Below are 17,565 nucleotides of genomic sequence, written 5' to 3'. Positions count from 1 at the left end.
CGAGGGGAGGGATCTACTTTCCTAATTTACAATACGCCTGTAGGAAAGTAGATCCCTCCGTTGTCGGGATGACAAAAAATCAGAAAAACACCCCTACCGACAGCAGCGCACTACCGACTTTGTTGTTCAGCACCGCCGCCGCATAGTTCTGCGAATTATTCAGCGTGTAAGGAGCATAGGCTGTCTTGAACGCATACGCTGAGTAGGCTACGTCAGCAAAGAAACGCTCGTTGCGTACTCCTACCCCACCTGACAGCAACAGCGAATTGCGGTCGCCGTTGCGGGCCAGTTGATCGAACGTGTCTTTGTAAGCGCTGGGTAAATAGGCTGCCCCCGCCCGGAACCGGAACATGCTGGCGCGTACCTCAGCACCCACCCGGAAGTTGACCACATTCTGATAGGCTGCCTGCACATTCTTCTTGTTATCTTCCCGAAACGCCTGGTTATCAGCCGCCGACTGATAATTCGACGTACCTACGCGCATGCCGCTGTAGCCAACGTATTCGGCGGTAGCGGTAATAAAACCGCGCTTGGCAAAAAAGAACGTAGCCCCACCCGACGCCCGCAACGGCGTAGTAATGGTGTAGTCGAAATCGTTCGACGGTAACGCAATGCGTTGAAGAGCCGGCACAAATCTCACTGGGTTTCCATTTGCATCTGTCTGACGAATGCCAATAATGTCGGCACTTAGCGTGCGGTCATAGGTCTCGGTTAAGCCACTAAAGGTGGGAGATACCACCGTAGCACCCAGTTGCACAGCCTCGGTGGGTCGATAAATAGCACCCAGGCTCAGGTTGATGCCCGTACCCCGAACCGTCAGCGTGCTCAGGTCAGTCAGACCCCGAATTTGGTCGCCGCCCACAAACGTTTCCGAATAGCGATTGGTAAAATCAAAACGGGTGCTGGCAATACCGAGCGAACCACCCACGTAGAGCTTATCGTTGAAATTAGCACCATACCCCAGCGTCCACTGCGACTGTGATCCGCTTGAGGAATAGCTTTGGGTCTGGTTCGTCACTTTGTCGCCTTCAGCACCTGTGTAGACTGAGCCACCCGCTGTTGTCGGATCAATCAGGTAAAGCTGATAAGCCGCTGCTAAGTAGGATGTACCGGGAACGCCGTTGATATCGGTTACTTGGTTTGTCTTATCATTGAATGCCTTGTCAACCACGCCAGAGGCAATGTTAAGACCGTTCAGGTCAGCCGCCCAGGCATCAGTGATGGAACTGCGGTTGTTTAAACCCGTGAAGGCAAACTCATTGCCAAGGCTCACCTGCCGCGAATACGTGATGCCAAACGTACCCCGCCGTAAACTTCCCTGCCGCGAGGGTTCGCCCGCAAAAATCAACCCTGCCTGCCCCACAAAGGGCACCGCTTTGTTCGAGTTGGTATTTTGGTTAGCGTAGTTTACGCCCACATTTTGAAGCCGAACACCGGGACTGAAACTAAGCTCTGACCGGTTGTAGAAGCCCAATCCAGCTGGATTGGTAAAGGTAGAGGAAGCGTCGCCGCCGAGGGCTACATGGCCGCCTCCCAAGCCCTGAAAACGAGCCGTACCCGTAATAGTCTGGTCAGAATAGCGAAACACGTCGCCCGAATAATCCTGCCCAAAAGCACTGTAAGCCCCACAAAAGAGGGCACCAGCCAAAAGCAAATATCTGTTCATAACTGATCTGGATGTAGGTAGTCTAAAACGCCTTTTCAGTGAGACAATGGTACGCACAGAACGTTTAATACCCATTGTAGAGTAAACGAAAAAACCCCGCCTTCTCTCTCAGAATGGCGGGGTTTTCCTATGTATTAATTAGTATTTAACTACGCTGATTACCGTGGGCCACGTGATCCACCGCCGCCACCGCCACCGCTGTAACCACCACCGCCCGATGAACTAGGCGCGCTGGGAGCGCTATAGCTGGGAGCACTTGGTGCACTGTAGCTACCCCGGCTTGGAGCCGAATAACTCGGTTGCGAGTAGCTCGGCTGGCTGGGCTGTGAATAGCTGCGTGAAGGGGCCTGATAGCTTGGCTGCGAGTAAGAGCGGTTTTGTGAACCGCTGGCATCATACGAAGGCGTATAGTTGCCCCGGCTGCTACCCCGGCTCGGTGCTGAGTAGTACGTGTCTGACGAACCGCGCGATGAGTTACCATACGACTGCGTAGCAGGTGCTGAGTTACCCGACGTACGGCCACCGGCTCCGCTGTTGTCATAGTAGTAAGTACCCCGCGTGTTGGACCGTGAGCCATTGTACCCACCATCGGCAGGGCGGCTGTAATAAGCATCGCCGCGCGATGGGGTTGTGTTGGTATAACCACCTGTACCCGTGTAGGCCCCGGCGCTCCGGCGACCACCGTTGTCGGTGCTGGCACGGGGCGTGTTATTGAAATCACCGTTGTAACGACCCGACGCGGAGCTATATCGTGCGCCCGACGTCCGGTTGCTACGGTAGGGGTCAGCACCGGTCACGTAATAATTGTTTACCACCGTTGGACGATAGCCATAGAAACTGCCGTAGCCACCATAGCCACCAAAACCATAGCCGCCGATACCGTAACCATAACTATAGAACGGATCATAGCCATACCCGAAGGGGCTACCAAACGCATATGAATTGTACCCGTAACCGCCAAAACCAAATGGGCTATACCCAAACCGGAAGCCAAACGGACTGTAGCCGTAACCACCAAACCCGCCATAGCCTAACCCGAGGCCCAAACCCAGACCGCTGTAGAAACCGGCGTTGTTAAGACCCCAGCGATTCCAGCTGTTGGCCCCGTAAAGACCATTGTAATAGCCGTTATTATAACCGCTGTTGTAGGCACTGGAAACGTCACCCCAACCCGGATCGGGCGAGATGCCGCGCTGCACGTTGCGGGCACTTAATTCAGAATAGTATTCCTGCTGATTGGTGCCACCCACGCCCGACTGCTGCTCTTCGTTGTAATCGGGGTTAATGTTACTGAGCCGCTGCCTGCGGTCGAGCCGGGCCGAGCGCTGCTCCTGCCGGGCTGATGTCTGGCGTTCGTTGCCAGAAGCGACCACGGCATCGCCCGAGTTACCATAGAGGTCGTCTACCTCACCGGCATTCTGGGCAGTTTGGCGGCTGGAACTACATGCTCCAACACCCAGCAAAGCGGCCATCGCCAGGTAACGCCACGTATTATTGGTTTTCATAAACAAAGCGGTTTGGTAATCAGTGAGGGTTCAAGCAAAATCGGAACGCGCAAAGACTCGCCTATATAACAAGCAAGGCGGCTGATTGATTACAAAAATAGAGTTAAAACCTATCTTTGCAACCCCTCAGTCTATTAGACTGAACGGTCTAATCAAGGTTTAATCTCAATAAAAAATAGTCAATAGTCGATAGTCGGTAGTCGATGGTTGGCTGACGCATGAGTAGCTCTGCGAGAGCCAGTCAGCGCGTCAGCCAACCATCGACTACTGACTATCGACTTACGACTTTAGTTTCATGGCTAAAGCAATTCCAGCCCGGTCCGAGGATTATTCGGAATGGTATAATGAGTTAGTACGCAAAGCCGATCTGGCCGAAAATTCGGCGGTTCGGGGCTGCATGGTGATCAAGCCCTATGGCTTTTCCATCTGGGAAAAAATGCAGCGGGCGTTGGACGATATGTTCAAGGAAACCGGCCACCAAAACGCTTATTTCCCCCTCTTTATTCCTAAATCGTACCTCAGCAAAGAAGCGTCGCACGTGGCGGGTTTTGCCAAAGAGTGTGCCGTGGTAACCCACTACCGCCTCAAAAACGCCGAAGACGGATCAGGCATTATCGTTGACCCGGAGGCAAAACTGGAAGAAGAACTCATTGTGCGGCCCACCTCGGAAACAGTGATCTGGAGTACCTACAAAAACTGGATTCAAAGCTACCGCGACCTGCCGCTGCTCATCAACCAGTGGGCCAACGTGGTGCGCTGGGAAATGCGGACGCGCCTGTTTCTGCGCACCGCCGAGTTTCTCTGGCAGGAGGGCCACACCGCCCACGCCACCGCCGAAGAGGCGCAGGCCGAAACCCGGCAGATGCTGGAAGTGTATGCCACCTTCGCCGAAGAGTGGATGGCTATGCCCGTGATCCGGGGTACCAAAACCGCCAATGAACGCTTCGCCGGTGCCGACGACACGCTGTGTATCGAGGCCATGATGCAGGACGGCAAAGCCCTTCAGGCGGGTACGTCGCACTTTTTGGGGCAGAATTTCGCCAAGGCGTTTGAGGTGCAGTTTCTCTCGAAGCAGAACAAACTCGAATACGTCTGGGGTACGTCGTGGGGCCTGTCTACCCGCATGATGGGTGCCCTGGTGATGGCTCACTCCGACGATGATGGCCTGATTATTCCTCCGAAACTCGCGCCCATTCAGGTGGTCATCGTGCCTATCTACCGGTCTGATGAGCAGCTGGACGCCGTATCTGAGAAGGTAAAACCGCTGATGACTGAACTTCGTAAAGCGGGTATTTCGGTGAAGTACGACAATTCAGATTCGTACAAGCCGGGCTACAAATTCGCCGAATATGAACTTCGGGGTGTACCCGTCCGGCTGGCTATAGGCGCACGTGACCTGGAAAACGGCACCGTCGAAATGGCCCGCCGCGACCTGAAAACGAAAGAAACCGTGCCCTTCGACGGCCTCACCGAGCGCATCGTGGCCCTGCTCGACGATATTCAGAAAACGATCTACCAAAAGGCCCTTGCCTTCCGCGAGGCCAACACATTTGTGATCGACACCTTCGACGATTTCAAAGTGCAGATCGAAAAAGGCGGTTTCATCATGGCCCACTGGGATGGTACCTCCGAAACCGAAGAGGCCATCAAAGAGCAAACCAAAGCCACCATACGCTGTATCCCTTTCGAGGGAGCCAACGAATCCGGCACCTGCGTTTACTCCGGTAAACCTTCAGCCCAACGGGTCGTGTTTGCGCGGGCGTATTGATACAATAGGCAGTAGCGAACGCGCCAAGATTCCCCCTGCGTTCGCTACTGCCGACTGACCTTTACTGCCCACTGTAAAACGGTATCCTGTAACTTTGATACATGAATCGCCTCCTCGCCCTGTATCTCTGTTTGGTTGCCTCTCCTCTGCTGGCGCAGTTTCGGTATGTACCCGAAAAACCCCTTCCGGGCGAGGTCGTCTCGTTTACTTATACGCCAAAAAATACGCCTCTAGCCTCAGAAACGGCCGTTTTGGGATCCTACGTACGCTACGCAGGTCCAGCGCAGATGCGGCTTAGCCAGCCCACTACGGCCACGGCCGTTCGTGAAGGCAATGCGTTTACAGGTGAACTAACCCTGCCCAAAGCCCCCGTTTCAGGGCTGTTGTTTGCGTTTCAGAGCAGGGCCAATTCAGCCCTGATCGATGCCAACAAGGGGCATTTCTATCCACTCTTTCTGTATACGGAAGACGGCAGGCTACAGCCCCACGCCACGGGCGGACAGGCATCGGTGCTGGTGCGCACGGCGTTTCCTTCGCGGCTGAAAGTGAAACCCGACTGGGCCTGGGCGGTGCAGCAGTACGAGCACGAGCTGGCGCAAAATCCCCAGCTTCGGTCACAGTACTGGAGCGACCTGATTGCCACGCAGCTCAAGCTGCAAAAGCCCGGTGCCAAAGCCACGGCACTGAACCAGATTGCGGCCTACCTCGACAGTCACCAACCCACCCCCGACGAACTGACCACCGCCGCCAACCTCTATGAACAGTTAGGCGAACCGGCCCGCGCTACAGCCGCCCGCGACCGTATCCGTACGGTTGACCCCACCGGCGACGCCGCCCAGAAAGCCCGCGCCGAGGTAATCCGGAAAGAGGCCGACCTGGCCAAAAAGCTGTCGGCGTTTGCGTCGTTCACGCAGGCGTTTCCTAACTCCACGTACCGGGGCATGCTGGTGAGTTCAGTGGCCGAAGCGTACTTCAAACCGGGTCAATTCAAAGATTTGGTGGCGTTTCTGGCTCAGCAGCCGCTACCTGCCACCGACCCCATGCTGCTCCACAGTTTCGCCGGGCAAATGACCGACGAAGGGCGGGGACTGCCCCAGGCCGAATGGCTGGCCCAGCGTGCACTGACAGGCTTGCAGCAACGCGCTTTACCCAAACGTACCACGCCCGAACAAACCGCCCAGCGCAACACCGACCTGCAAAATTTCCGCGCTACGCTGGCCTACGCCTTCGATCAGCAGGACCGATTTGGCGCCGCGCTGGCCACCTACAAACAGGCTATTCCCAACACCGAACCCGAAGCTGCCGATCCGCGCATCAGCGAACGTCTCTGGCTCTGCGCCCTTCGCGCCAACCGCGCCGACTCGGTGCTGCCTTACATTGAGCGTGGCGTGCGCGTAGGCAAAATTACACCCCGGTTGCGGTCGGCACTTCGAACCTATCAGGCCAAAAAGCTGGGTTCTGAGGCTAAAGGCGAGGCTTACGTCCGCGATCTGCTGGCTCCCTACCGCGCCGAGCGCCAGGCCGAACTTGCCGAATCGTTTGTCAACCAACCCGCGCCGGGTTTCACGCTCAGCACCCTAACGGGCGGCACCGTGTCGCTGGCTTCGTTGCGGGGCAAAGTGGTCATGCTCGATTTTTGGGCTACCTGGTGCGGACCCTGCGTGGCTTCATTTCCGGCGGTGCAACAGGCAGCGGCCTACTTCAAGAATGACCCCAATGTGGTGTTTCTTTTCATCAACACCCGCGAAGGTGGCCCCCTGAGTCGGATTCAGTCGTTCATGGCCCGGCAAACCAATCAGTTCACCGTCCCCCTCGACCGCGACCAACGCGTTGCCGACTCGTATGGCGTGCTGGGCATCCCCACCAAAGTTATCATCGACCCCAAAGGCCGGGTCCGTTACCGCAGCCTGGGCTTCTCTGGCAATACCGAAACCACCGCCGAGGAACTTACGCTGGTGATTGAAGCATTAAAAAATGTACAATGAACAATGAATAATGTACAATGGCTACGCGCGTCAGCCCACTACAGCGCGTAGCCATTGTACATTATTCATTGTGCATTGTACATTAATCCTTCCCCTACCTTTGTCCCATGAATCAACCGGTTGTTGTTATTACGGGTGCCTCGTCGGGAATTGGCGAGGCGCTGGCGTTTGCGTATGGGCGTACGGGGGCCGCCATCGCCTTTTGTGGCCGCAAAGCCGATGCCCTCCAGTTCACCGCCAACGCCCTCACCGAAGCAGGCATCACTAACCTCCCCGTGGTGGCCGACGTAAGCATTGCCGCCGACATGCAACGCCTGATGGATGAGACCGTTGCGCGCTTTGGGCGAATCGATATTCTGATCAATAATGCGGGCATTTCGATGCGGTCAATGTTTGTCGACGCCGACCCGGAAGTGCTCCGTAAATTGATGGATATCAACTACATGGGTACCGTATATGCCACGCGCTACGCCCTGCCGCATATCCTGAAAACGAAGGGGTCTGTTGTGGGCATTTCGTCCATTGCAGGCTACCGGGGACTTCCCGTTCGGACGGGGTATTCAGCCTCGAAATTTGCCATGAACGGTTTCCTGGAAGCCCTGCGTACTGAGCTGTTGCACTCAGGCGTACATGTGCTCACGGCCTGCCCCGGCTTCACGGCCTCCAACATCCGCTTCGCCGCCATCGACGGGCATGGGCAGGTGGCGGGTGAAACCGTCCGCGACGAAGCGAGCATGATGACCGCCGACGAATGCGCCACCCATATCCTGCGCGCCGTGAAAAATCGCAGACGCGAACTGATTTTAACAAGCCAAGGCAAGCTCACCGTATTCCTGAACAAATGGCTCCCCGGCCTGGCCGATACGCTGGTTTACAATACGTTAGCCAAGGAAAAGAATTCGCCGCTGAAGCGGTAACCTCCCCCCTTCAAATATAGGACGCTACGCCCAATATGCTGCTCGGGTTTTCGTCGTCCGAAAGGGTCAGGTATTGGTTGGCTTCGTCGACAAGGAGGTGGTCAATGACGTCGGTTTCGGCAGGGAGGAAATACTTTGTTAAGAGGTTCATGATTTTGCGGCTGCGGCCATCGGCGAGAAAGTCGTTTAGCTGCTCACTGTTGAGTGGTCCTACCCTGATTTCGTAGGCGGGCATGGTGTCCTGATACAGCCCTTCCAGCGAAAAACCACCCAGTTCCGCTTTCGACAGGTCATTGGGCGCGGGCACGTCGTCATCGGCCAGTTTGATCAGATGCACCAGCGGCGCAATAGTCCTGATTTCTACCGGAACGCCCAGAATCAGTTCGTAGACCTCCGTCACCAGCGCGTTGTTATGTACCAGCCGGTGAGCAATGGGCAACAAGTGCAGCAGGTTATTCAGCTGCCGGATATCGAGCAAATCGTTGGGCAAATCCCAGAACTGCCGCAGCACGTCGCCCTGCCCGTTTGGCATTTGCGACTGTTGCCGGAGCGTCTGTTCGTTTACCAGATACGTCCGCTCCTCCAGTTCCATCAGCAGTCCCTGCAAATAAAACTCCTGCTCGATGGGCTGGAAAAACTGCCGCGCACCCCGCTGCCGCCGGGCCTGCTCGTCGATATCCTCGAAGACTTCTTTCTGGTCGCGGGTTTCGTTGCTGGGCTGGTGGAACAGGCCTTCGGGCAGGTAATCATACAGCCCGTCGCGGTTCACCTTCACGTTCAGGTATGTACGCCGCGCGGGATCAATGGAGGCGGCATCATCGCCATATACGTCGGCGTTGCCCACGCGGGGTTCGCCGATGTCTTTGCGGTAGCTACGTTCAAAAAGGCCCACCGGGTGCACCAGCAGGTCTTTTTTTGGGTCGAACCCCTCAAAATACAACTCCGCCAGGATCACCTCCAGTCGCACGTCGCTGCGTAGCTTGCTTAGTTGGTCGGCATAGTGCTGCAGCTTCATAGCGGGCGCATGGCGGGGGTTAAGGGTTGCATTTTTACCCGGTAAGGCAGGTTCATCGCCGACCGTTCGGCCATGTATTGTCGGCAGCGGTCACACTCGGCGGCCCACTCGGCGGCGGTCAGGTCGGTGCGGCTGCGGGGAATAATTGTCACGTCGAGGCAGCGCACATAGCCCGCGCCTTCAATCAGGTTTTCGGCAAACGCTTTCTCCACCGTCACGTCGACGGGTATACCGCCCAATCGCCCAAAAAAGTACGCTTTGCATTCGGCTTCGATGTCGGCCATCGTCACCAGCCGTTGGCGGGTGAGCAGGGTTTGGCGCAGGTGGTACTCCTTTTCAGCAATGCCCGGCTTGTCGCGCCCGCCCACGGTGGTCGTCACCAGAAACAGGGTAGCCGGATCGCTTTTTATGGCGTCGTATCCGCCGTTATACGTCAGGGGTGTGCCCGCGCCGATGAAGTTACCCGCTTTGCCATTGGTGCTCCAGAACTCCATGAAAATGTTGCTGTCGTTCTTGCGGGGCTTGATGAAAATGTACGGATGCCCCGCCTTGAACCCCTCATTGGGCATCGACTGCACCTGCTGCCGGAGGTCTTCCAGGTTGCGGTTCAGTTCGTCCAGCGTTTTCACAAACCAACCCGTGCCTAGGGCACGAAAAGCCCGGTTTTCGTCCAGCAGCAATCGCTGTACATGTTCCAACAATTCGCGGGCATTGCGCTCGTCGAACCGACCCACATCGTGCGGTCGCCACATAAACGTGTTGTCGTCCAGTTCGTTGATATCGCGGAGCGGCGACGACCGGAACAGGTCTTTGCTGTCGGCATCGTATACCCGGCGGATAAACAGAAACTCGGCGTCTGACTTCAGCGGAAACACATTCAGCGCCGGGTTCAGGCGTTGCTGCTGCCGGTTCAGGTAGCGGTTCATGACCGGAAAGCAGTTCAGGCGTACCTCCATTGTAGCTACGGCTTTGGCCGGAAATGACCGGCTGAGGCGGAGTTCGAGCCATAGCACCTCCCGCTTGAACAGCAGTCGCTGCGTTTCGGTCAGGTTAAAACCGGGCGGATAGAGCCCCACTGCCGCGCCCCACTCCGACCGGTCGGGCAGGTTGCCCAGGGTAACAAACGACCGGTGGTGCTGACTCATTACCTCCTGTTCCAGCAGGTGAAGCACGTCGAGCTGCGGCCCCAGATGTTCGGCATGCGACGATGGGTTAATGAAACCGTTATGCACCGGAACGGGCTTGCCATTAAGATACCACGAGGTCTGGTAAGGGTCCTGAAGTTTACGGTAATAGGTTGCCTTTTGCTGCACCGATTCCGTTTCCCAGTCAATGTAAATGGGTAGCCCACTCACCGACGGCACATAGCTGTTTAGTTCCAGACCAAGCCAAACCGACTGGTAGTCAGCAGGAAACGTAGGAATCAGCTGTTTATCCCATTCCATGCGCTCCGGCCCGGCGAACTCTACGATGCCTTCTTCACTCACCAGAAACAGCACCGACCCATTTACCACGCGGCTCTTGACTACAGGCGAAAAGAAGATGTCAGGCGCAACGCCCTCACGGGCTGGCGGGCGGTGAAAAAACTGCACCGACGGGTCCAGATCAGCCAGTGTATCGTCGGGGCGGGCGTGGAGTATGGCGTGGGCCGGGCGGGGCAGATCAACCACCTCCGGACACATCACGTTGGCCAGCCGGTCGACAATACGGCCCCGCGTCTGCTCAATAGCCTTGGCCGTATTCTCCAGTTCATAAGCACAGGCCTCCATCAGGTACGTTACCAGCGGATCGACGGCATCGATGTCTTTGGCCCGCATCTGCCACACCGCCGCCGCGTGCTGAGTGATGCGCTTGCGAATCTCTTCGCGGCTGAAATCTTTCTGTGAGAGACTTTCCATCATCAATGGGCCGCAGATCAGCTTAATCAGCTCCGTCTGCGGTCCGTTTATTTCACCTGATTTTAGTAATAAACGGGGCTACGACGATTTCGCGCTGATACGTAAATGGTCGCCGGTTAGAGGGGGCTATTTCAGCCGATACCTTGATAATGACCAGCTTATGTGCATCGGGGGTACCTTCCCGGTTCACGCTCACTTCAACTTTTACGCGCTCCAGCCGGGGTTCATACCGCCGGATCGACGCTCGTAGTGAGTTTTCGATCCGGTCGGTCCAGAGGATATAGATCGAGTCGTTGCCCACGTTGAAGTCATCGTCCCAGATGGTGCAGCCAAACTGCCCGTCGTAGCGGGCTTCGTTATACTGCGTGGTGGTGATGAGGTAGAGATTGTTGCGAATCGAATCCTCCATGGAGCAATGGGTGAGGCGCGCCGGGGCTGCTTTTTTAGTCAGCAAATCGAGACGGAGGGGGAGCTTGTAGAATTCGTCGGCCATGGAGTTGGACTGTTACAACAGGGGGTATACCCTCTCTGATCTGAGGCCTTGGAGGCTGCCTCGCTTTATCCGAGTTAGCATACAGACCACCCTAAAACGATATTTCATACTAAATTTATATACTTTGTGTTACCTTGATTCGTTAACGTAAAGTGTCGTTCCTATCCGGGGCAAACCAGCTGATTACCGTTCGCTAAGTACCCCTCTATTTATGCCAGTAAACCTATAGGAACAGTTGTCAATATACGTAGCTTTGTTTAGTTTAGTCGCTCAATCCAATTTATTTGGTTCGTTAAACAGCTAACTAATGTTCAATTTTGACAATACCATGCCCGGCGCATGGCCCGGACTGCGCGAGTTGCCCCCCAGCCTGTCGCCCATCAGCATGAACAAAACGCTCTTTGTGGCCAAGTTCACGGATGAACTGCCCTCTGAAGCGGAAGCCGCCCCTGATCTGGAATCAGTAGATGACGTGCTGGAACATTACAAGCCCGAAGTAACGGTGATGCTCAGCAGTCAGAAAGGCGAGCCCATGGCCGAGACATTCCGTTTTGGTCGCATGGGCGATTTTACGCCCGAGGGTTTTGTTGACCAAAGCGAGTATTTGCAGGAATTGAACGACCAGATGCGGGATCTACAGCGCATCAACTACCAGTTGCGGTCGAACAAAATGCTGCAACATGCCGTAGCCAACCCACAGGTGAAAGCCACAATGCTGGCAATGGTGCAGCAAATGATCGACGAGATTGATCAGGCGAGCTAACTAGAGGCGTTATCCATCCCAAACAGACTTTTCCTGCCATGGCCGAAGCACAGCAGAACCAGGTTCCTACCCCAAAATCGGCCGAGCGCGAAGCGCCAGCCCGGTCTTTTTCGCAGCACATTGCGGAACTGCAACAACTTAAATTCGGCGGATTCAAATTGCTGGAAACGGCCATTGAAGGGGCTGACAGCCTGAATCCTGAACGTCGGGCCAAACGCGAAATATTTCTTAAAGAAGCCGACCGCCGCCGCGACCGGCAGATGCTGAAACGCCGCCTGGAGCTTTGGAAGAAAGTGCTGGAGACGGAAGGTACCGTGGCTGATATGGCCGAAGAGACCCAGCAGCAGTTCGACACGACCGAGGCACTCTACAAGTCGAATATCAAAGAAATCCTTGACGCCAGCCGCGAACTGGAAGCGACCTACCGGGGTGTGGCACTGTATTTTGCCAACGCGGCCGTTAGCGGTTTCAAGGTGCGTAACATCGTGTTTGTCAACGCAGGCATCAGTCAGCTTGACCCGGCCAACGTGTATAACAACGACACGATTGAGTTTGTCCGCAACGAAATTCACCAGGTATACAACCGGTTCGACCTGCAGGACAGCTATTCGTTGCTGGTCATTCCGGGCTACCTCGGCAAAAAAACGGTGGTAGACGCCTGGGCCAAAATCGCCTCTGACCACAAGCTCATGCTCATTACCGACTACCGGAACATGGGCGACCTGAAAGACACCATCAAAGAGTTTCAGCGCGAGCGCCTTAGCCAGGACGTACCCCGCTATGCCAACGCCATAATGACCGTAAACCACCTTATCGGGCGGGGTAAGTACGAAGAGTTTGGTGAAGAAGAAGACCTGTATCTGGAACCCTCAACGGCACTGGCGGGCAAGATGCACCAGAACCTCATCTCACAGGTGTCGGCAGGTTTGCAGTTTGGTTCGCTGGAGGAAGTAGACGGCGTGCGGATGGATCTGTTGAAAACCGAAGTGGGTGAACTGGAGGGGCTGGGTCTGATTCCGTTTACGAAAGAGTTTGCGCGGATCATTCCGTTTTCGGGCAAAACCCTGTTTGCGGGCAACAACGTGGGGTTCAAGACCTATTCGGTGGTGCGCGTATTCGACTGGATCATGAAAGTGATGATGAACTTCCTCAACAAACGCGCCATGGAAAACTGGAGCGGCAAAGTAGAGAAGCAACTCACCGACGAGATCGTGGCGTTTCTGGACCGCATCAAAGGACCCGGCAAAATCATCGACACGTTCGATCCGCCCCGTTTCCGGCAGGATCCCATTCAGCCCGACCGGATCATTGTTGATTTGAACATTACGCCTTTCTTTCCGGCCAAAACGTTCATTATCAACCTCACCGGCGAAAAGGGCCGCAACGAGAACACCGGCCGCCGCGACGATTTCAAAGCTGAGATCAAGTAAGCGCACCGCATCAACCTAAGAGACGAAAACAACCAGCCCGGAGGTGCTTTTTGCACCTCCGATTGGCATAGCCTTGGTTAATTGGGCCTACTTCAGGCCTGAGCACCCCAACGATAACTGCCTTAGCGCCATGCCTTCATTCCATGCCCAGCTAGCGATTGGCCCGTTTAAACCGGTTCTGGATTCGTTCATACTGGACATCAATCAGGACATCGATTCGCTGGGCAGGCCATCATCGCGGGTGTTTGCCGGCATGATTACCATGGCGTTTAATACATCGGCTGACCCACTGGTGGCCGAGTGGATGTTCAGCCCCTCGAAGCAATTGAGTGGCACGGTGACCATACGGGAACTGGAAGGGCAAACGTTAAAGACAATTCATTTTACGAATGCCTACTGCGTGGAGATGGATGAATTTTTCGATGGCACGGCTAATACGGCCAAGATGACTACAACCATCACAATCTCGCCCGAAAAAATTACCGTCGGCCAGGTAAAACACGATAATGACTGGGCACTGATTGAATACACGTAAGCCGTGAATATAGACCGGAGAAGCTCAGGCCGACTACTAAAACGAACAGCCTATGGCATCGTCTTTTGAAGCACATTTCACCATGACCGGGCTTGCCAGGCCGCTCAGGGTGCTCACATCCAGGGTATCGTTCAGCCAGCCCGTTAACCGCCAGGGCCGTCCAACGGCGGGCGTACGGAGCGGGCAGATTTCGGTGCATTTAATGGGCGACGATGAGGCTCAACTGACGCAATGGGCTATTGATCCGATGAAGTCACTGGGTGGATCAATCACCTACATTGACCCGGAAACACGCATGACTTTTCGCACACTCACCTTCAGGGATACGTACTGTGTAAGCTACCATGAAATATTTACGATAGGCGATTCGGTGGGGGCCTACACGTTTGAGCTTGGCCTCACAGCCCGTGAACTGCATGTAGACAGCAACCTGCACGACAATATGTGGTCGAACTGGATACCCGGACAGGGTTGATGGGGGCACTTTATCCAACTAATCAACGACAAAGATATGGCACAACAGGTAGACGTTTCGGTTCAGATCGGCGGGGCTGCAATCCAGCACTTTCAGAGCCTGCGTATTCAGCAGTCTTTGTTTGACCACCATACGTTCGAGATTCGGGTGGCGTTTGAGGATCTGGAAGATAAATCGCAGTTTTTTTTCAAAGGTGCTCATGCAGCGTTGGTTGGTCAGCCAGCCACCATCAGCTTCAAGCCCAGATACAAACTGGTGCCTGCCGACTTTCAGTTTTTAGGCATCGTTACAGAACTTGCCCTATCGAACAACTCAGAAACTGTTAACACCTACATCATCCGGGGGCACAGCCCCACCATCATGATGGAAGACGGCCGTCAGCGGCGGGCGTGGGTCGAATCTGGCTTGAGCAACATTTTTGGTACGGTGGCCGGTGATTATGGTGGGAGTGCACTCTCATTCAATATTGCCCCCGCCTACACGGCCCTGATTGATTACAAGGCCCAATACGATGAGTCGAACTGGGCCTTCGTAAACCGGCTGGCCGCTGAATATGGCGAGTGGTGTTATTACGACGGGCAGACGCTCAACATTGCCAAGCCAAGTCCCGCCGAGCAGGAGTTTGTTATTGATGGAGTGCAGCATTTCGACATGGCCATCAGCCTGAAGCCGAATAAGTACCTGATGCACCACTACAATTACCAGAAGCACAAGTCGTTCGACGCGCCGCATAGTCCGGCGGGGGGCTACGGCACCTTTGGTGATTTTGCCTATGCCAAATCGTCGGCCCTGTTTGGCAACCCTGCTCAACTCTGGCCGTTGAAAGACGTTGGTTCACCGGGCGAACTGGATGGCCACCGTGGCACGGTCAACGCCGTGAACGGTACCGACATGGTGCGCTTCCAGGGGTCGGGCGAAAACCCAAACCTGACGGTAGGTATGACGGTCAATGTGACGGGGCAGAAGTTGATTGAGCCGGGCAAGTACAAACAGGAAAGCGTCGGGAAATACCGGATCATTGGCATAAGCCACTACGTTGATGAAGTGGGTAATTATGAGAATCAGTTCGAGGCTGTTCCAGCTTCGGCCTCATTGCCCCCACACAACCCGCATGTGAAGCAGCCGGTGGCCCTGCCCGAAATCGCGACGGTGCTAAAAAACCAGGATCCACTGCAACTGGGCCGGGTGAAACTTCAGTTTCACTGGCCTAATCAACTGGCTGGCAAATCGAGCTGGGTACGGGTGGCGATGGCTTACACGGGTGGGGCGCGTGGTAGTTTGTTTATACCGGAAATCAATGATCAGGTATTGATTTCGTACGAGGCGAACCATGTCGATTTTCCGGTGGTGTCGGGCAGTCTTTATCACAAGGATCCTACCACGAATTATTGGTCAGATAATAATTACAACAAGATTATCAGGACCAAGGGCGGCAACAAGATTGTAATGAAAGACAAGCCCAATGAGCAGGAGTTTTTCATTACCAACGCTAACAACAAAAGTACCGGCCTTCACATCTCGTTTAAAGGCGATGGCACTATTCAAATATACACCAAGGGTCTGGTTGCTGTGACAGCTAAAAATATTACGATGGATGCGGAAGTCGACATAACGATGCACGCCAAAAATGATATAACGATTACCGGAGAAAACAATGTGAAAATCTCCGCCACGAAAACCAACGTTGAGATCAATGCAAAGGCCGAGGCCAAGACAACCTCAAAGAACGTAACCATAAATGGTACGGCTAAAATTGACGCAACAGCGCCACACATTGATCTGAATGAATCTTAACATCGCATTACCCGAGTCCATTTCATAAATCAATCGTTCAACTAAAACCAGTACTATTATGGCTGAAGTATCAGCAGTATCCGCCTATTTTTCGTCAGGAGGTTATAGCGACCAGGAGGTCGTCCATTTCTCCTACAAACTGGGTCGTAGCATCGACTCAAAAGGTCGTCCCTCATCGGTGGTGCAGGGCGGTGTGGTCGACATTGAGGTGATCTCATCACCACAAGATGGCCCTTTGGCCGACTGGATGGCCAACTCCTACAAGGGACAGGATGGTACCATTCGGGTAGTAGACCAGGAGAAAAGCACGCTCAAAGAAATTCACCTCACCAATGGCCGGGCTATCGGCTGGGCAGAGCGCTTCGACAAAACGCCCCGGGCCGAACGGCCTGAGCGTCCCGCTGGTACGTTTACGATCACAATCTCGGCCGAAAAGATCACCTTTTCAGGTGCTGAACACGACAACAACTGGGGCGACAAAGCCTAATCTGTATCACTGTATTGTACAGGTGCGCACTGGCCTGGGGATGCCCCGGTTCGGTGCGCACTCCTTTGCTACTGCCAACTAGTCCAAAACCACGATGCTTGTTGTTGACCGTCAATTACAATTAGATCTCCCTGCGTCGACTCGGGCGGTACGGCGACGGTACGAACTGGCCTACGCCTACCGGATGGTCAACACCCGTCAGGTGGATGAGTACGTTGAAGCGGCTACGGTCGAGGTGGGCTTCATGGCAAGTGACCATACAGCGGTTCAGTGGACAGTTGATTACCAGCCGCAGCGGATCGAGTATGTGGGTAGCGCCGAAGCACTGGCATTCTTCCAGTGGCATGAGCAGCAATGTAGGCAGAAGCCACGTTTGGTTGTTTTCACTGATGTTAATGGGGCTGCCATTCCTGGCCCGCCGGAACAGGCCGTGCCATCGCTTATCCTGACAGGACACCTTGCTTTTGTTACGGCAGGCATCTGGGGTGACTACCCGGCCGAAGGACGACTGCGTGAGCATGTGCTGCCTCAGCATTTCGGCCCGATTGATCTGCCGTTGCTAGAAACCCTGCGGGCTACCCAAACGGCAACGGGCTTTGAGGTGACCATTGATGGGCAACTAAACAAAGCCCAGTTTGAACAGCCCCGGTTCAGTCGCTTCGTAAAAGACATGACCGACATCTATGACATGAGTACCCGCGTAGATCTGACCCACGAGGGGCAATACAAACTAGATAGCGAGGGGTTAATCGAGCAGGCTGAAACCTATACCGAAACCGAAGTAGCCAACGCCTACAACATCACCTACGCTCGCACGCTTAAGCGCCTGTAGGA

Annotated in this window: 15 protein-coding genes; 10 read left to right on the top strand and 5 right to left on the bottom strand. The window is 54.8% G+C overall.

The window, feature by feature from the left end:
* Window positions 1-79: 79 nt before the first annotated feature.
* The gene (locus J2I47_RS03850) at window positions 80-1,666 is read right to left on the bottom strand and encodes an OmpP1/FadL family transporter (RefSeq protein ID WP_207363244.1); all 1,587 of its coding nucleotides are present in this window, start codon (window positions 1,664-1,666) and stop codon (window positions 80-82) included.
* A gap of 158 nt (window positions 1,667-1,824) precedes the next feature.
* Entirely contained in the window at window positions 1,825-3,171 is a 1,347-nt protein-coding gene (locus J2I47_RS03845) for a hypothetical protein (protein WP_207363243.1), read from the bottom strand.
* Between the two features lie 295 nt (window positions 3,172-3,466).
* On the opposite strand from J2I47_RS03845, the gene proS reads away from it, so the two are divergent.
* The 3 genes from proS (at window position 3,467) to J2I47_RS03830 (ending at window position 7,841) form a co-directional block, all read left to right on the top strand.
* Window positions 3,467-4,939 (top strand): proline--tRNA ligase, encoded by a 1,473-nt coding sequence (gene proS / locus J2I47_RS03840; RefSeq protein WP_207363242.1) that lies wholly within the window; start codon window positions 3,467-3,469, stop codon window positions 4,937-4,939.
* A 101-nt stretch (window positions 4,940-5,040) separates the two neighbouring features.
* Complete coding sequence (locus tag J2I47_RS03835) at window positions 5,041-6,924, top strand: TlpA disulfide reductase family protein (protein ID WP_207363241.1); 1,884 nt, start codon at window positions 5,041-5,043, stop codon at window positions 6,922-6,924.
* A gap of 107 nt (window positions 6,925-7,031) precedes the next feature.
* A complete protein-coding gene (locus J2I47_RS03830) occupies window positions 7,032-7,841 on the top strand; it encodes an SDR family oxidoreductase (protein ID WP_207363240.1) in 810 nt (269 codons plus the stop codon).
* Between the two features lie 10 nt (window positions 7,842-7,851).
* Here J2I47_RS03830 and J2I47_RS03825 read toward each other — a convergent pair whose 3' ends face one another.
* Genes J2I47_RS03825 through J2I47_RS03815 form a run of 3 tightly spaced genes read right to left on the bottom strand, consistent with a single transcriptional unit; the run spans window position 7,852 to window position 11,247 of the window.
* Complete coding sequence (locus J2I47_RS03825) at window positions 7,852-8,856, bottom strand: hypothetical protein (RefSeq protein WP_207363239.1); 1,005 nt, start codon at window positions 8,854-8,856, stop codon at window positions 7,852-7,854.
* Window positions 8,853-10,754 (bottom strand): baseplate J/gp47 family protein, encoded by a 1,902-nt coding sequence (locus J2I47_RS03820; protein ID WP_207363238.1) that lies wholly within the window; start codon window positions 10,752-10,754, stop codon window positions 8,853-8,855. Before J2I47_RS03820 ends, J2I47_RS03825 begins: the two co-directional genes overlap by 4 nt.
* A 52-nt stretch (window positions 10,755-10,806) precedes the next feature.
* Complete coding sequence (locus J2I47_RS03815) at window positions 10,807-11,247, bottom strand: GPW/gp25 family protein (RefSeq protein ID WP_207363237.1); 441 nt, start codon at window positions 11,245-11,247, stop codon at window positions 10,807-10,809.
* Between the two features lie 307 nt (window positions 11,248-11,554).
* Here J2I47_RS03815 and J2I47_RS03810 point away from each other — a divergent pair, with 307 nt between their 5' ends.
* From J2I47_RS03810 to J2I47_RS03780, 7 genes are all read left to right on the top strand, one after another.
* Complete coding sequence (locus J2I47_RS03810) at window positions 11,555-12,010, top strand: type VI secretion system contractile sheath small subunit (protein WP_207363236.1); 456 nt, start codon at window positions 11,555-11,557, stop codon at window positions 12,008-12,010.
* 38 nt (window positions 12,011-12,048) lie between these two features.
* Window positions 12,049-13,440: a type VI secretion system contractile sheath protein TssC gene (locus J2I47_RS03805; protein ID WP_207363235.1), complete on the top strand. Its 1,392-nt coding sequence runs from the start codon at window positions 12,049-12,051 to the stop codon at window positions 13,438-13,440.
* A gap of 130 nt (window positions 13,441-13,570) precedes the next feature.
* Entirely contained in the window at window positions 13,571-13,975 is a 405-nt protein-coding gene (gene tssD, locus J2I47_RS03800; RefSeq protein ID WP_207363234.1) for a type VI secretion system tube protein TssD, read from the top strand.
* 52 nt (window positions 13,976-14,027) lie between these two features.
* Window positions 14,028-14,450 carry a type VI secretion system tube protein TssD gene (gene tssD / locus J2I47_RS03795; protein ID WP_207363233.1) on the top strand — a complete coding sequence of 141 codons (423 nt, stop codon included), beginning with the start codon at window positions 14,028-14,030 and terminating at the stop codon, window positions 14,448-14,450.
* A gap of 36 nt (window positions 14,451-14,486) precedes the next feature.
* Window positions 14,487-16,244 carry a type VI secretion system Vgr family protein gene (locus tag J2I47_RS03790; RefSeq protein WP_207363232.1) on the top strand — a complete coding sequence of 586 codons (1,758 nt, stop codon included), beginning with the start codon at window positions 14,487-14,489 and terminating at the stop codon, window positions 16,242-16,244.
* A 58-nt stretch (window positions 16,245-16,302) separates the two neighbouring features.
* Entirely contained in the window at window positions 16,303-16,731 is a 429-nt protein-coding gene (gene tssD, locus J2I47_RS03785; protein ID WP_207363231.1) for a type VI secretion system tube protein TssD, read from the top strand.
* Window positions 16,732-16,825: 94 nt separating this feature from the next.
* Complete coding sequence (locus tag J2I47_RS03780; RefSeq protein WP_207363230.1) at window positions 16,826-17,563, top strand: hypothetical protein; 738 nt, start codon at window positions 16,826-16,828, stop codon at window positions 17,561-17,563.
* The last annotated feature ends 2 nt before the right edge of the window (window positions 17,564-17,565 follow it).

Source organism: Fibrella rubiginis (assembly GCF_017353185.1).
Taxonomy (GTDB): Bacteria; Bacteroidota; Bacteroidia; order Cytophagales; family Spirosomataceae; genus Fibrella; species Fibrella rubiginis.
Note: the sequence above shows the minus strand (reverse complement) of the source record. Positions and strands in the feature narration are given on the sequence as shown.

What these genes read in the sequence shown, in the direction of transcription:
- J2I47_RS03820 (WP_207363238.1), bottom strand. Translation starts at nt 10,754, where the DNA reads ATGGAAAGTCTCTCACAGAAAGATTTCAGCCGCGAAGAGATTCGCAAG.
- J2I47_RS03805 (WP_207363235.1), top strand. Translation starts at nt 12,049, where the DNA reads ATGGCCGAAGCACAGCAGAACCAGGTTCCTACCCCAAAATCGGCCGAG.
- J2I47_RS03850 (WP_207363244.1), bottom strand. Translation starts at nt 1,666, where the DNA reads ATGAACAGATATTTGCTTTTGGCTGGTGCCCTCTTTTGTGGGGCTTAC.
- J2I47_RS03825 (WP_207363239.1), bottom strand. Translation starts at nt 8,856, where the DNA reads ATGAAGCTGCAGCACTATGCCGACCAACTAAGCAAGCTACGCAGCGAC.
- tssD (WP_207363231.1), top strand. Translation starts at nt 16,303, where the DNA reads ATGGCTGAAGTATCAGCAGTATCCGCCTATTTTTCGTCAGGAGGTTAT.
- J2I47_RS03810 (WP_207363236.1), top strand. Translation starts at nt 11,555, where the DNA reads ATGTTCAATTTTGACAATACCATGCCCGGCGCATGGCCCGGACTGCGC.
- J2I47_RS03845 (WP_207363243.1), bottom strand. Translation starts at nt 3,171, where the DNA reads ATGAAAACCAATAATACGTGGCGTTACCTGGCGATGGCCGCTTTGCTG.
- J2I47_RS03780 (WP_207363230.1), top strand. Translation starts at nt 16,826, where the DNA reads ATGCTTGTTGTTGACCGTCAATTACAATTAGATCTCCCTGCGTCGACT.
- J2I47_RS03815 (WP_207363237.1), bottom strand. Translation starts at nt 11,247, where the DNA reads ATGGCCGACGAATTCTACAAGCTCCCCCTCCGTCTCGATTTGCTGACT.
- J2I47_RS03790 (WP_207363232.1), top strand. Translation starts at nt 14,487, where the DNA reads ATGGCACAACAGGTAGACGTTTCGGTTCAGATCGGCGGGGCTGCAATC.
- proS (WP_207363242.1), top strand. Translation starts at nt 3,467, where the DNA reads ATGGCTAAAGCAATTCCAGCCCGGTCCGAGGATTATTCGGAATGGTAT.
- tssD (WP_207363233.1), top strand. Translation starts at nt 14,028, where the DNA reads ATGGCATCGTCTTTTGAAGCACATTTCACCATGACCGGGCTTGCCAGG.
- J2I47_RS03830 (WP_207363240.1), top strand. Translation starts at nt 7,032, where the DNA reads ATGAATCAACCGGTTGTTGTTATTACGGGTGCCTCGTCGGGAATTGGC.
- tssD (WP_207363234.1), top strand. Translation starts at nt 13,571, where the DNA reads ATGCCTTCATTCCATGCCCAGCTAGCGATTGGCCCGTTTAAACCGGTT.
- J2I47_RS03835 (WP_207363241.1), top strand. Translation starts at nt 5,041, where the DNA reads ATGAATCGCCTCCTCGCCCTGTATCTCTGTTTGGTTGCCTCTCCTCTG.